At 57.2% G+C, this 14763-nt stretch carries 14 protein-coding genes; 5 read left to right on the top strand and 9 right to left on the bottom strand.

The window, feature by feature from the left end; translation table 11 throughout:
- Positions 1-207 precede the first annotated feature (207 nt).
- A complete protein-coding gene (locus tag ACR0NW_RS22630) occupies positions 208-1032 on the top strand; it encodes a 3-methyl-2-oxobutanoate hydroxymethyltransferase (protein ID WP_480452161.1) in 825 nt (274 codons plus the stop codon).
- 99 nt (positions 1033-1131) lie between these two features.
- Positions 1132-1455, top strand: a complete 324-nt coding sequence (locus tag ACR0NW_RS22635; protein WP_170653301.1) for a 2Fe-2S iron-sulfur cluster-binding protein — start codon at positions 1132-1134, stop codon at positions 1453-1455.
- Here ACR0NW_RS22635 and ACR0NW_RS22640 read toward each other — a convergent pair.
- Genes ACR0NW_RS22640 through ACR0NW_RS22665 form a run of 6 tightly spaced genes read right to left on the bottom strand, consistent with a single transcriptional unit; the run spans position 1452 to position 7809 of the window.
- The gene (locus ACR0NW_RS22640; RefSeq protein WP_480452163.1) at positions 1452-2612 is read right to left on the bottom strand and encodes an alpha-hydroxy acid oxidase; all 1161 of its coding nucleotides are present in this window, start codon (positions 2610-2612) and stop codon (positions 1452-1454) included. The genes ACR0NW_RS22635 and ACR0NW_RS22640 overlap by 4 nt on opposite strands.
- Entirely contained in the window at positions 2609-3871 is a 1263-nt protein-coding gene (locus ACR0NW_RS22645; RefSeq protein ID WP_480452165.1) for a M24 family metallopeptidase, read from the bottom strand. Before ACR0NW_RS22645 ends, ACR0NW_RS22640 begins: the two co-directional genes overlap by 4 nt.
- 5 nt (positions 3872-3876) lie before the next feature.
- Positions 3877-4188 carry a non-heme iron oxygenase ferredoxin subunit gene (locus ACR0NW_RS22650; RefSeq protein WP_480452166.1) on the bottom strand — a complete coding sequence of 104 codons (312 nt, stop codon included), beginning with the start codon at positions 4186-4188 and terminating at the stop codon, positions 3877-3879.
- The gene (locus tag ACR0NW_RS22655; protein ID WP_480452168.1) at positions 4169-5182 is read right to left on the bottom strand and encodes a fatty acid desaturase; all 1014 of its coding nucleotides are present in this window, start codon (positions 5180-5182) and stop codon (positions 4169-4171) included. The genes ACR0NW_RS22650 and ACR0NW_RS22655 overlap by 20 nt, the downstream gene beginning before the upstream one ends.
- Positions 5183-5212: 30 nt before the next feature.
- Entirely contained in the window at positions 5213-6835 is a 1623-nt protein-coding gene (locus ACR0NW_RS22660) for a 5-guanidino-2-oxopentanoate decarboxylase (protein WP_480452169.1), read from the bottom strand.
- On the bottom strand, positions 6832-7809 hold the full coding sequence (locus ACR0NW_RS22665; protein WP_480452171.1) for a C-terminal binding protein: 978 nt from the start codon (positions 7807-7809) through the stop codon (positions 6832-6834). The genes ACR0NW_RS22660 and ACR0NW_RS22665 overlap by 4 nt, the downstream gene beginning before the upstream one ends.
- A 149-nt stretch (positions 7810-7958) precedes the next feature.
- Here ACR0NW_RS22665 and ACR0NW_RS22670 point away from each other — a divergent pair, with 149 nt between their 5' ends.
- Complete coding sequence (locus ACR0NW_RS22670; RefSeq protein WP_480452174.1) at positions 7959-8846, top strand: LysR substrate-binding domain-containing protein; 888 nt, start codon at positions 7959-7961, stop codon at positions 8844-8846.
- Positions 8847-8861: 15 nt separating this feature from the next.
- On the opposite strand, the gene ACR0NW_RS22675 is transcribed toward ACR0NW_RS22670, so the two are convergent.
- From ACR0NW_RS22675 to ACR0NW_RS22685, 3 genes are all read right to left on the bottom strand, one after another.
- Positions 8862-9752 (bottom strand): 2-hydroxy-3-oxopropionate reductase, encoded by an 891-nt coding sequence (locus ACR0NW_RS22675; protein WP_480452175.1) that lies wholly within the window; start codon positions 9750-9752, stop codon positions 8862-8864.
- A gap of 10 nt (positions 9753-9762) precedes the next feature.
- Positions 9763-10779 (bottom strand): D-2-hydroxyacid dehydrogenase, encoded by a 1017-nt coding sequence (locus ACR0NW_RS22680; RefSeq protein WP_480452176.1) that lies wholly within the window; start codon positions 10777-10779, stop codon positions 9763-9765.
- A gap of 80 nt (positions 10780-10859) precedes the next feature.
- Complete coding sequence (locus ACR0NW_RS22685) at positions 10860-12245, bottom strand: Rieske 2Fe-2S domain-containing protein (protein ID WP_480452178.1); 1386 nt, start codon at positions 12243-12245, stop codon at positions 10860-10862.
- A gap of 172 nt (positions 12246-12417) precedes the next feature.
- Here ACR0NW_RS22685 and ACR0NW_RS22690 point away from each other — a divergent pair, with 172 nt between their 5' ends.
- Together ACR0NW_RS22690 and betB are read left to right on the top strand one after the other, a co-directional pair.
- Positions 12418-12951, top strand: a complete 534-nt coding sequence (locus ACR0NW_RS22690; protein WP_480452179.1) for an Lrp/AsnC family transcriptional regulator — start codon at positions 12418-12420, stop codon at positions 12949-12951.
- Positions 12952-13239: 288 nt separating this feature from the next.
- Complete coding sequence (gene betB, locus ACR0NW_RS22695; protein ID WP_480452252.1) at positions 13240-14703, top strand: betaine-aldehyde dehydrogenase; 1464 nt, start codon at positions 13240-13242, stop codon at positions 14701-14703.
- The last annotated feature ends 60 nt before the right edge of the window (positions 14704-14763 follow it).

A 14763-nucleotide genomic window follows, 5' to 3' on the forward strand; every position in this document is an offset into this window, starting at 1 on the left:
CGTGATGGGCCCGGTCATGCGCAAATCCTACCTCGAATACAAAAATGACGAGTGGGAACGATACCACCAGTCCGTCACAGACTGGGAAGTCCAGGAATATCTGAGACTGTATTGATGAACCAAAAGCAGGGCGATCAGCCGGCCATGGTCGCCCCGCGGAAAATGCCAATAGCATCAACAATCTACAGATCATCTGAGACTACGACGATGAAGAACATCTATACGTTCAACGGAACACCAGCGAAGCGTAATTTCACTGTCGCCGACCTGCGTGCACGCAAAGGTTCCAAAGACAAATTGACGATGGTCAACCCGTCCAGCCCGGAAGAAGCGCGGGCAGCGGTTGAAGCCGGTATCGATCTGTTCACCCTTTGGGATGAACAAGTGGAAATGGTGCGCCAGGTCGCCCCGAGCACATTTGCCGGTTCCGGTATGGGGTGGGAGCAACACGCCACCAATGACGACATTCTGCGGGCCGGTATCGCATCGATGGAGCGGGGCGCAGATTTCTTCTACACGAACCGCAGCTACGATGCCGTTGAGCTATTGGCCAAGAATGGAATTCCCGTCCAAGCGCATATGGGATTGATTCCTCGCTTGTCGACATGGGTTGGCGGACTTCGAGCCATTGGAAAAACGGCTGAAGAGGCGATGGAGCTACATCGCACATTCAAGCGTTTGGAAGATGCAGGGTGTTTTGCCGTCGAGATTGAGTGCGTCGCCGAAGAAGCGTTGCTGGCCCTGAACGAGAAAACCAGTATCGTTACATGTTCTCTGGGATCGGGTTATGCCGGTGATATCATTTTCCTCTTTTTGCACGATATCTGCGGCGAGGCCCCGAATGATCCGAAACATGCAAGGGCGTTCGGTGATGTGGGTCGGTTGCACCGGCAGATCTATAGCGAACGGGTAGAGGCAATGGTCAAATTCCGGGATGCCGTTAACGAGGGCTCGTTCCCGGGCCCCAAAGAGACGGTGCATATGTCGAAAGAGGAGAACGAGAAACTTCTCGAGGCATTGGACAAGCTCTGACAGCCGACCGCGATGGGGGTTCCGCCCCGATCCCACAAAATTCGAAATACTCGCCTTGGAAACCAAACCTGCAACTGCTTACAGGGAGATCTAACGAAGATGGCAACGATTACCTACGTCGAGCATGGCGGTACCGCTCATGTTGTCGAGGTTCAAAACGGTCTGACCGTGATGGAAGGTGCAAGAGACAATAACCTGCCGGGCATCGATGCCGATTGCGGCGGTGCATGCGCATGTTCGACATGCCACGTCTATGTGGATGCGGCTTGGGTCGAAAAGCTGCCGGGCAAAGATGACATGGAAGACGACATGCTTGATTTTGCATTTGAACCAGATCCGGCGCGGTCGCGTCTGACTTGTCAGATCACAGTATCAGATGCCTTGGACGGTTTGGTTGTTCACCTGCCCGAGAAGCAGATTTAAGTCGACGCTGTTGACAAGAATTGAGGCAGATCGCGCGGGGTCAGGCATCCGATCTGCCTCAACGCCGTTTTGAATTCAGCGAGAAAAACATCAAAGACGTGGTCCGCACCTTCAGGCCCAAGCGCGGCGACCCCTGCATAGAATGGACGCCCGGTGCAAACGAAGTCGGCCCCCAGCGCAATCAGGCGACAAATATCCAGGCCAGAGCGGACCCCGCCTTCGGCCAAAATCGGAAATTCGCGTCCTAACTGCTTGCGCATTTCAGGCAAAACGTCGGCCGGAGTAGGTGCCGCGTCGTATTGCCGGCCACCATGGTTGGACACCACCACGCCATCGCACCCCATGTCGCGCAGCTTAGCGGCTTCGGTCGGAGACAAAACGCCCTTCGCCACAAGTTTACCGGGCCAGTGGTCCCTTACAGCGCGCAGGCGGTCGGCGGTAACGGGCGTCGACAGGCTTGCGATCACATCGGCGGCGTTCTGGCCATCGCGGCCGATATAAGGACGCAGGTTGGCGAAATCCATTATGCCGTGGCGCAGGACGTGGTGTAGATTGGCCCAGCTCCAAGCGGGGTTCAGCGCCATCTGCCACAGTTTGGGCAAATCAAACCGGAACGGAAACTCTAACGCGTTGCGTAGATCGTGGGCGCGTCGGGCGGGGGTCGGCACGTCCATCGTGACCAGCAGAACGTCGTATCCGGCAGCTTTGGCGCGGCTTAACAGGTCATACGTGATACCGTCCCGGGATGACACATATAGTTGAAACCAGGCTGCTGGCCCTGCGATCTGCCGCAGCTTTTCCAGCGTCGCAGCGGTATATGTCGACCCCGTAAAGGCGAGCCCAGCCCGCGCAGCGGCGGATGCCAAGTGGGACCCGGCCCGCGGCCAGGCAATTTCGCCCCCGCCAACCGGAGAGACACCAAATGGCGCGGCATATCGCTGGCCGAACAGGGTGCAGGATAGGTCAGGGCCTTCGGCGTCATGAATACTGCGCGGCGTCAGGGTGACCTCAGACAATCCTGCGCGGTTTCGGGCCATCGTTGCATTGTCATCGACGCCTTCGAAAATGAAGTCTCGGGCAAATCCCGGCAAACGTTGTTTCGCCCGCCTTTCAAGATCATCAATGCGGGGAAAGCGTCGATGCAGTTCCGATGTCAAATCTCGCGACCAAGCAGATTGGATTCAAAGGGGAACTTGGACAACAGTTCATACCCGTCCTCGGTGATCAGAACCTGCTCTTCCAGTTTCACACCTTCAGCCCCTCCGACTTCTCCTACATAGCTTTCAACGCACATCGCCATGCCGGGCTCAAGCACGCCGTCATAGGCCAGAGCTTCGTCCTGCGGGTAGTAGATGCACGGCCATTCATCGGACATCCCGATACCATGAGCCAATACCGCATAGTGTTGATCCTGGAATTGCTCGGGCTGTTTGAACCCTTTCTCCATGACTTCACGGAACGACATGTCCGGTTTCATCAGTTCCAGATTATGCTGAATTTCATCATAGGCACGGTTGTAAAGCTCGCGTTGATAGTCGCTTGGCCGACCCGAGCCACAGAACAGTGTGCGCGACACATCTGCTGAATATCCGAAAGGGCCGACCATATCCGTGTCAAATGCCACCAACTCTCCCGGGCGGATGACGCGCCCCGAGGCTTCCTGCAACCATGGGTTCGTTCGATCGCCTGCCGCCAGCAAGCGCCCTTCGATCCAATCACCACCGGCCTCGACATTGGCTTTCCAAAGATGCGACCACAGTTCGATCTCGGTTAGGCCGGGGCGCAAGGCCTCGCGCATGCGCCACATGCCGCCTTCGGCCACCGCGATGGCGTAATTCATGCACAGGACTTCTTCGATGGATTTGATTGCGCGGGCTGGTTCGACCACCTTGTGCGCATGAACGACTTCCAGCCCTTTATTCGCAAACAACGCCGCAACCTGCGGTACCGGGCTTTCCACGCCCAGACGTGTGCTGCTACCGCCATGGCGTTGCATCAGGGCAGTAATCTGATTGACCCAACGGTCGATCATTTCGTCCATGCGCTGACCGGCAAACATAAAGCTGATCTGGATCGCCTCATCGCCCAACTCATCAATAGTTTCCAACCCCTGAGCGATCTTCTTGCCGGTTTCGCCATCGAAATAGACTGTCGGACCTTCAGCGGGTACGAACAGATAGCTGAGCGGGATGTGGCTTTGCATGATGCCGGCATCGCGCATGCCGGTAGCGTAGCGGATCGAATAGACCGAGGTCAGGACGCAGCCGCCCATGTCCTGTCGTTTCATCTCTTCCCGCAGCCGTTGCAGGCGATAGGCCCGCATCTTGGGTAGGTCGATCATTTCCAGCGTGTCGGTCATGCCGACAACCGGCGTAACCCGTGCGGCCTGCGCCAGTGTCATATCCGCATAGCGCATAAGCGTCAGACCTTTACAAAAACGCGCCCGTTTTCGACGCGGGTTTCATAGGTGCACAAATCTTGAACCGCAGGCGCGTTGAGCGCCTTTCCCGTGCGAACACAAAACCGACCTTGATGGAGGGGGCATTCGATTACCCCATCCATGACCAGCCCATCGCCCAGTGATTCATCTTCGTGGGTGCACATGCCGTCCGTGGCAAAGAAACCTTCGGGCGTGTTGTAAATGGCCAGAAGTTTGCCCCCGACATCCAGAGTGATCAAATCCTCGTCGTCAATGTCGCCTGTTGCACAGGCATCATGCCATTGCTGTGTCATTTTCTTCCTTTGCTAAGTCATCCGAGAAGGCCTGGCGGATTTTCTTGGACCGGTCATCGCGCCCCAGCGAGCGTCGGATGGCAATTTTAAGAACCTCCCAATGAGTGCTCAGGAAACCGGCATCGGGTTCGGGCAATTGATCGGTGAGCGCCTCACTCAGGTCCGGCAGCGCATGAAACGGCACCGTTGGATACAGGTGATGCTCGATATGGTTGTTCATGTTGAAATACAGGAATTGAAAGAACCAATTGGTGCGGAACGAGCGGGTCGATTGCACGATATTGGGTTGGTTTTCGGCCATTTCCACATGCTGCATCAGGATGAATGCGTTCATGATCGGTCCGCCCAGAACGCGCGGGATCACGATCAGCCACAGGGGCCATAGCCAGCCAAGCCAGACGCTGATTGCGGCAAGGCCCAGGTAGATCGCGACGCAGATCTGCGTATTGCGCTGCATTCTGGACAGTTCGCTTTTCGGTGTGACGCGTTTGACGTTCTCCGAGAAGATGCCGAAAGAATGCAGCACAAACATTCTCGTCTGATGCCAGTATAGCCCCAGCCCCAGGATTTCCTCGATCCATCCCCAAAAAGTCAGCGGGATCGGGGCATAAGGCATCTGGTTGTCTGCGCCCTCGATCCAGGTGTGGGTGTGGTGGCTGGCATGGGAGTAGCGACGGTGCAGCGGTTCCTCATAATAGAGCAGTGAGGTGAACCAGAATACCAACTCGTTCAGCCAACGGGTCCGAAAGGCGGTGCCGTGTGCGCATTCATGTGACAATGCATAGGCTGATACCGCGAAGAACCCGGAATAAATCAACAGCGCCGGAACCATCCACCAAGTGCCTACGGAGAGCATCACCAAAGTGCCGGTAATCGCCAACAGGCCAAGCCAGCACCCGAGGTAAATCAGGCCTGGCCGGTCACTGCGCCGCATGAGCTGCTTGAGCTCTTTCTTGTCCATGTGGATGTTGGATGTCTTTGCATTGGTAATCATGACATAGCCCCAGTTCCGGGGCCCGGCAGCTTATTGCAGCCAGGCGTCTTTCTCGTCGATTTCGATGATGGTTGGACCATCTGCCTGCAGCGCGAATTCCAGCGCCTCGCGCAGCTCTTCGGCGCTCTGCGGACGGCGACCATGGGCGCCAAAGGCTTCGGCGATTTTCTTGAACTCGGGGTTGTAGATGGTGCAGCCGATGGTGGGCAGGCCCTTGCTGTCCATATATTCCCGGATTTCCTGATAGCCGTCGTTGGACCAGACGATTATCGGCATCGACAGCTTTTGCTCGACCGCTGCGGCCAGTTCTTCGCAGGTCATCTGGAACGACCCGTCTCCGGTGATGCAGGCCACCGGCTTGTCACCCGCACCGACCTTCATGCCGATGGCGACCGGCACGCCAAACCCCATCGCTGCATAGCCGTTTGGGAAGTGAAACAGGTTCGGGAGTTTCATCGGATAGTGATAGAGCCCGGTATAGCAGACCTGAGACGCATCGGCGCTGATGATCGTATCCTCGGGCAGGACGTCGTGAATGATTCCCAGCGCCTTTTTGTGCTTGGGGGATTCCTTGCACAGATCTCCGCTGAATTTGGCCTTGGTCTCGGCCACGAGATCGGCGGCAGGTTGGTCGTGCTGCGGGCCGTTGTGGTTTTCCAGCGCCTTCAGAATGGCCGAAACCGCCAGCTTTGAATCGCTCAGCAGGGCAGCGGCGGGTTTCGAATAGTGCATGATCTGGCCGGGATCGATATCGATGCGGATCAGTTGCCCGTTGATCGGGTAATCCTCGGTGAAATACCGATCGGGTTCGGCAAATTCAGTGCCGATGGCCAGTACAGCATCTGCATCTCGCAACAGGTCTCGCACCGGATCAAACGCCTGAGTGAAGCCTAAACACAAAGGATGATCCTCGGGGATCACACCTTTGCCCGCGCAGGAGTTGATGACGGGCGCGTCCAGCCGTTCGGCCAATTCCAGAACCTCTTTTGAGGCCGGGATAGCACCGCCACCCACCACGATCATGGTGGAATTGCTGGCGGAGAGCATCCCGGCAATCTTGTCGACCTCGGTCGGGTCGGGGCCGGGTTTTGGGGCAGGGGGCCAGGCTTCGATTTCGAAGCTAGCGGGGCCGGCAAGAATGTCCTGCGGGATCTGGATGCAGACCGGGCGCGGGCGCTGGCCGGAAAAGACAGCAAAGGCGCGGGCCAGAACCTCGGGCAGGTTGCGTGCGTCCAGCAAGGTGTGGGTGAACGCCGTGACCTGATCCAGAATGTCGGATTGCGAGCGCAGCTCGTGCATCCGGCCGCCGTTCATACCCAGCTCGTGCACGTTGTTCATGGTGGTGAAGATCAGCATCGGGATCGAGTTTGAATAGGCCTCGCCTATCGCCGTGGTTCCGTTGGTAACACCAGCACCCGTGACCAGAAAACAAACGCCGGGCTTGCCGGTGGCGGCGGCATAGCCATAGGCGCCATAGGCCGAGCCCTGTTCGTGCCGGGGGGTGACCTGACGGATGCCCATCTTGTCGAAATTCCGGTAGAACTCGACTGTGTGATAGCCGGGAATGCCAAAGGCAGTATCGACACCATAGGCTTTGAGCAGATGCAGAAGGCCCTCGCCACAGGTCATGGCGGATGTATCTAGATCTTTCATGGCTGTTTTGTCCCTTCGACGACAAAGTGGTCCGGTCGACCGGAGTTGGCATAAGTGATCACGTTCTTGATCGCGCGCGAGCGGCCTTCCTCATCGGCCTCGACCGAGTAATAGGCGGCATGCGGTGACACCACGGTGCGCGGGTGGTGCAGCAGGGGGTCATTTGGATCAGGTGGCTCGACCTCGAACACGTCCAGCCCGGCACCGCCGACCTGACCACTGTCCAGAGCAGCGAGCAAAGCGTCGGAGTCAATCAAAGCGCCCCGCGAAGCATTGACGATGAAACTGCCGCGTTGCATCCGCCCCAGCAGATCAGCGTTTACGATATGCCTGGTTTCGGCCGTGAGTGGAGAGTGCAGCGATACGACGTTGGACCGTTCAAACAGCGCTTCTTTGGTCTCGACCCGCTCGATCCAGTCCGGGAATGCTTCGGCGGGCATATAGGGGTCATATGCAATTACCTTGCCAAAACTGGGTGCAGCGCTGCGTGCGGCCTGCTGGCCAATGCGCCCACACCCCATCAGACCAAAGGTCATGTCGTGCGTGCGGTGCAGAACGCCCGGCTCTTCATAATCCCAGCGCCTTTCGCGGACCGAACGATCATAGAAGGGCAGGTGGCGAACCAGAGACAGCGCCATGGCGGCGGCGTGTACGCCAACTTCGGACACCCATGCGTCCGGGATATGCGCAATCCAGACACCGTGCCGCTTGGCCGCTTCTGTATCAATGGCATCGACCCCGACCAGCGGGACGCTGACGACTTTCAGATCGGGTAGGGCAGAGAACACGGCCTCGCCAATCGGCGCATAGAGCGACACGATGGCATCAGCGCCGGTTTCCTTGACCAAATCGATAACCTCTTGTTCCGAGGTGCAATGGGGATCGGCCACCACCATCTCGAACCCCGCGTCGTTGATAAGGGCGGTTTCCAGATCGAGGTCGGGTTGCACGAAATCAGTAAAGGCGATCTTCACACCTGGGTCTCCTTGCTGAGCCTTGGGTAAGCCCGGCACAGCCCCTGCTGTCCGGTGACTCGATAAAGGAGTTTTGAAGTCATCTTTTCAAACGACTAATTTCCGGCCATGATGCGACGAAATGGAATGGCAGCGTTGAGACTGAAGGAATGCAGCAGGAAAACCGCAAAACAGCGACTCCGCCACTGCATTGGCTGCGCGCCTTTTCGGTCTCGGCCCGGCATCTGAGTTTCACCGACGCAGCGCAGGAGCTGCTGATCACGCAATCCGCTGTAAGTAAGCAGGTTAGGCTGCTGGAACAGGCCTTGGGTCAGCAATTGTTCATCCGCCGCCATCGCGGTTTGACCTTGACCGAGGCCGGTCGCAACTATCTCCCCATCGTCGAGCGGGCCTTCAACACGCTGGAACAGGGCACGCGGTCGTTTCTGGGTTATTCGACCGGTCGCAATCTACACCTGAAAGTAAATTACGCCTTTGCCTCGTTCTGGCTGATGGATCGACTGGATGACTTCATGGAGGCCCATCCGGACGTGCAACTGACCGTCTCAACCGCATTGTGGGAGCAGGAGTTTCAGGGCACCACCGCGGATATTGAGATTCACTATGGTCGAGAGGAAACCTTTCAGGAAGACGCGATCCGTCTGCGGCAGGAAACACTCACGCCGGTTTGCGCACCTGAAGTTGCGAAACGGCTGAAGTCGCCGGATGATCTGGCAAATGAACGAATTCTCGATCTGACGGGTGTCAACGAAACTTGGGACTTCTGGCTCGCGCGTTCCGGGGTTCGGGGGCTTGCGTTGAAAGACCGACATTTCTTCAGCACCTATGTCCTGTCACTGACTATGGCACAGGCGGGCAAAGGAGTGTCCATGGGGCACACGACATTAGTCGAGCGCGCGATCGCACGAGGCAATCTGGTCGTACCGTTCGACATCCATGTTCCCGGGCGTGACGCGTATTTTCTGATCCACAATAAGGGCAGCGCCGCAAATCCTTATGCGTCGCTGTTTGTCGATTGGGTTCAGGCGCAGTTTTGAAACCGGCCCGACGCGTTATCCGTCAGAAACCGGATGGTTGGCCATCCGCTCAAGCGCCTTGACCATACCCGAGTGATCGTCCTGCGCCCCGCCATTGGCCGAGCAGGAATTGAACAACTCCTGCGCTGTGGCGGTGTTGGGCAGCGACACGCCGAGGGCGCGGGCCGAGGACAATGCCAGATTGAGGTCCTTCTGGTGCAGTTCGATGCGGAACCCCGGATCCATCGTGCGTTTGATCATCCGTTCTCCGTGAATCTCAAGGATTCTTGAAGTGGCAAGCCCGCCCATCAACGCCTCTCGAACCTTTGCAGGATCGCAACCCGCCTTGGATGCAAAGACCAGCGCCTCGGCCACCGCTTCGATATTCAGGGCGACGATGATCTGGTTGGCGATCTTGCAGGTCTGACCAGCTCCATTGGCCTCGCTTATTAGGGTGATGTTCTTGCCCATCAGCTCGAACAGGGGTCTGGCCCGGTCAAACGCGGTTTGCGGCCCGCCGCACATTATGGTCAGGCTCGCCGCCTTTGCGCCAACCTCGCCGCCCGACACCGGGGCATCGACGTATTGACCGCCCTTTTCATTCACAGCCCGTGCAAGCGCCTCGGTTGCGATAGGGCTGATCGAGGACATGTCGATCACCAGAGAGCTTTCGTGCACATTGACCAGCACACCGTTTTCCCCGGTGATCACTCGTTCCACATCGGGCGTGTCCGGAACCATGACGATCACGGTATCGCAATGCGCCGCGACCTCGGCCGGGCTGCCGACCACCTGAACGGGCTTGTCCGCAAGCGCATCGGGCAGGGCCGAGCGGTTGAGACAGGTGAAAATGGTATGGCCAGCATCTGCCAGATGCCCGGCCATGGGGGCGCCCATGACGCCCAGTCCGATGAACCCGATATTCATGACAATCTCCTCAATAGCCCAACTTGGGATCGATGGGATTCAGCAGCGGCTTGCCCGCAAGAAACAGCTCCATGTTCTGAAAAAACAGGCCCAGCGTCAGCGGGATGTACGCGTCGCCGTCATCGGCCGAGACATGGGGCGTGATAATCATGTTCTTCGTGTTCCACAGACGCGACTCGGGTGCGATGGGTTCGGGATCGAACACGTCCAGAATGGCGCCGCCCAAACTGCCTTCGTCCAGCTTGTCGCAGAGTGCATCGTAATCCATGACAGCCTCGCGTCCGATATTGATGATACCCGCCGTGGGTTTCATCAGATCCAGCCGCCGCCGATCCATCAGCCCGCGTGTGTCCGGCGTATCGGGTGTGGCGATCAACAGATAGTCGGCCAGTGGCAGAACCTCGTCCAGCTGCGCCGTCGGCACACAGCGATCACAGCCTTCGACATCCCGGCCCGACCGGTTCACACCGATCACGTTGACCCCCAGAGGTTTGATCATCTTGGCACCTGACCCACCCAGCGACCCGGTTCCCAGAACCACGACGGTCTTGCCAGCGATGGGTGAGCAATAAAGCGACTCGTAATATGTATTGCGCTGATTGGTGACGATGGCAGGCATATGCGAATGCAGCATCAGGATCGCCATCAGGCAGAACTCACCGGCCTTGGCGGCATGAACGCCCTTGTTGTTGGTCAGGGTCACGCCCTCGGGCAGCCAGTCCATCGGCAGCATATGCTCGACCCCGGCACCGATGCAGTGAATCCATTTCAGATTGGGCGCGACCTGCGCCAGATTCTCGGTGGGCATGTTCCAGGTCAGAAGCACTTCGGCATCCGCCATCGAGCTTTGCCAGTTGTCAGTATCCCAGTCGATGAACGGATCAAGCTTGCCGACAACATCGGGGTGCAGCGCCTGCGCCGTGTCAAAGCGTTCACCGGTGATGGTGAACACCTCTTCGCCTTCCGGTGTGTTCGGAAATGATCCTTCAGCCCAACGGTTGTTTTTGACGTGAACTTTCACAGCCATAGTGGTTTCCTTGCGTAGAGTTGACCAAAAAACCCCCGCGGACCGATGGAAGAACCGGTTCGCGGAGGAAGTAGGGGAGTTCACCCGATACCGTTGGCTTCCATTTCCTTGAGTCTTTCGATGATCGCGGTGTCACGGTTCTCGTCACACCAGTCTTCGTGCGCAAACTGCATATCCATCACCGCTTCGCCGATCTTCAACAGATAGGCACTGTCGTCCTGACCATCGATCGGGGGCAGATGCAGCACCGTGTCCTGACCATAGGTGCGCACCGAATTTGCACCGTGCCGCAGGGGCTGAGGTGGTTCGATGCCGTCATTCTCGAGATCCCGGATCGCCTTGCGCACACGGCGCCGATATAGCGAGATACCCCGGTCAGTCGGCATCAGGTTCTCACCTTTATGGGTCGAGATTGGTCCCATTCCTTCTACGGCTTCCGAATCCGCCGGGTAGCGCTGTTTCTCTTCGGGTGTCCGGTCCAGAACCTCACCCTGTTCGATCATCTCGTGACCTTCCTTGGTGTTGTATTCGTGCGGGTCCCATCGGTCGCCGAAATTCGCCCATGCGTAGACAATGGTGTTTTCGTCATCCACCGGCACCACCCAACGGGTAAAGCACGACCGTCCGAAATAGCGCTGTTCGGTCCCGTCGGCGGCATAGGCTGACCCGGCTTGGGTAAAGTTCGGCAGCACAAGCTCGTTTAGCCGGACCCAGGCGTTTTCACCGATGCGTCGGGTGGATGTGCCGAGGAAATGGTTTTCATTCCGCTCATAGAATTTCAGTTCACCCGAAGCCATCATTCCTTCGGAGAACTGAGGGTGGCTGTTCTGGCTGTGCAAAAAGGTTGTATGGGTCGGGTCCATGATCGCATCCTGAACCTGAATCCAGTTGCAGGTATATGGCGCCTTGTAGGGCGCGCTGGTCATGCCCTCATGCTCGAAGGCGTCGTAGATCGGGAAATCAGGCTGTTTGTCGGGCGGACCCATATAGGCGAAGATAATACCGCGATATTCGATAACCGGATAAGCGCCCAGCCGGGTCCGTTCCTTGACCATCTCGACCGCGCGTGCGGTCTGATCCTCGGCTGGCGCTTCGAGAATTTCGCCATCCGGTGCAAACAGCCAGCCGTGGTAGCAGCAGCGAATTCCCCGGTCTTCGCATTTCCCATATTCAAGCGAGGCGCGCCGATGCGGGCAGTATTTGTGGACCAGCCCGATCTGTTGCTTGTCCTCGCCATAGCGGAACACGACCAGTTCTTCGCCGAGGATGGTGATGGCTTTGGGCAGATCGCCAAGATCGTCGGTCAGATGGACCGGATGCCAGAAACGGCGCAGATATTCACCTGCGGGTGTGCCCGCTCCGACGCGGGCGATCTCTTCGTCGATCGCGGCGGGATGGGATTGATTGTAGCCTTGGAAATTCCCGGCAAATGTTTTGATCTGCGGTTTTTCTGCTGCGGATGACATGGTTGGCTTCCTCCTGATCGGTCGGGCGCTTGGTTCCATCGAACTGCAGTTCTGCAAGTTGATTCAATCCGAACTTTGATTGCGAATTATTTCACGTCAACGAAAAATTACGATCCAAATACTACGAGATTCGTAGTAAAATCCGGATTACGTATCAGATTAGAGAGTTCTCATGACCGAAACCAACCGAAAAAAGCCATCATCCGATCACGCAACCGGGGCAGGCAGCCGTCAGCGGGACACCGCATTGTTGAATGACAGCCTCAATCAGGAAATTATCCAGGCGCTGCAAAAGGATGGGCGCACTCCGTTTGCGGAAATTGCCCAAAAACTCAACGTATCCGAGGGCACGATCCGAAATCGGGTAAATGCCATGAAATCCAGTGGCAGCCTGCGCATCGTCGCCGTCACCGATTCAGGCGTTTCCGAGTATCGGACCGAGGCCATGGTCGGCATTCGCGTCGCTTCCGGACATCGGCCGGAAAGCGTTGCTGCCCGCCTCTCGGCGTTGGAGGAAATTGTTTATGTAGTTTGGGTAAGCGGCAATTATGACCTGCTCATCGAAATTGTGACAGATGACCGCAAGACCTTTCTCAGCATGTTGTCCGAGCATGTCTATGGCCGGGAAGACATTGGCTCGGCCGAAGTTATGACCGGGCTGATGAACTTCAAAAACCAGTTCCTTCTCAAAAGCAACTGGGGATGAGTGAAATGCGGAACCGTCATCTAGTTTTGCGCCATGATGCGAAATCCGTAATCAACACGAAAAAAGATCTCATAAAGATTACTGTAACAGCAAAGATGTTGCGTAAAACAGAAGTTCGCCCCTATCATGCTGGGACAGAACACTCGAATCAGGCACGCCACGTTGTCGAATGTCCTCACGCCGAAAGGAATGGACATGGACTTAGAAGCAAAGTCGAACCCATTGGAGGAACCTGCCAACGTAGCTGACAGCGGCGTGGCCACACGCACGCAACCTGTTTCGTCTGGCCTGCGCGCGCAGCCGCAGGCTTCTCATTTTGTGGATGGAGAGTACGTGGAGGATCCGGCAGGTGCCCGGATCGAATGTATCTATCCTGCAACCGGTGAGCGGATTGCCCTGCTGCATTCCGCAACACCCGACATTATCGCGCGTGCGGTAGAAAGCGCAGCGCGGGCGCAGGCAGAATGGGAACGAACCTTACCGGCTGAGCGGGGTAGAATCCTGCGCCGGGCGGCCGATATTATACGCGACCGGAACCATGAACTGTCCGTTCTCGAGACGTTGGACACCGGAAAGCCGTATCAGGAAACGATTGTTGCGGATGCGCTGTCTGGCGCTGAAGCATTCGAATTTTATGGTGGGCTGGCCAGTAGCCTTTCGGGCGAGTGCATCCCGTATGGCGAGTCGTTCATCTATACGAAGCGGGTCGCGTTGGGTGTGTGCCTTGGTATCGGTGCCTGGAACTATCCGACACAGATCGCGTGCTACAAGGGTGCTGGAGCATTGGCCTGTGGCAACTCGGTCATTTTCAAACCTTCCGAAGTCACGCCGCTTTGTGCGCTGAAAGTCGCGGAAATCCTGATCGAGGCCGGACTCCCGAAAGGGCTTTACAACGTGGTCCAGGGCTATGGCGATGTCGGGGCCGCGCTGGTCACGCATCCCGATATCGAAAAGGTCTCGCTGACCGGTTCGGTACCCACGGGATCAAAGGTGATGGCCGCAGCCGGCGCGGGGATAAAGCATGTGACGATGGAGCTTGGCGGTAAGTCACCTTTGGTCATATTCGAAGATGCCGATCTGGATGCCGCCGTAAGTGGTGCGATCCTTGGGAACTTTTACTCTGCCGGACAGATCTGTTCGAACGGCACTCGTGTTTTTGTCCAACAGTCGATTCGAGCGGAGTTCGAACGAAAACTCGTGGAACGAGTACGGCAAATCCGTTTGGGTGATCCTCTGGACCCCGACACGCAGATGGGATCGCTGATATCTGCGGCACATATGCAGAAAGTGCTGGGCCACATTGAAACCGGGCTTTCAGAAGGGGCTCGACTGCTGTGCGGGGGAAAGCAGGCGTCCGTTCGCGGTTTCGAAAACGGCAGCTTCGTTGAGGCCACGGTGTTTTCGGACGTCACAGACGACATGGGCATCGCGCGCGAAGAGATTTTTGGCCCTGTTCTCTCAATCCTCGAATTCACGGACGAAGAAGAGGTGATCCGCCGCGCCAACGATACTGACTTCGGATTGGCAGCAGGGGTCTTTACGCGCGATCTGACCCGGGCACACCGGGTGATCGACCGGCTGCAGGCAGGTACGTGCTGGATCAACACCTATAACACCATGCCGGTTGAAATGCCGTTTGGCGGTTTCAAGCAATCCGGCGTCGGCAAGGAAAACTCCCGGGCCGCGCTGGATCACTACAGCCAGATCAAATCCGTTTATGTCGAAATGGGAGGAGTGGAAACGCCCTATTGAAAAACACCCGATATCGCCGGGGATGGGAAACATGAGCCTGAAAAGATCAGTTTTTTCAGC

Source organism: Ruegeria sp. CF5 (assembly GCF_056537325.1).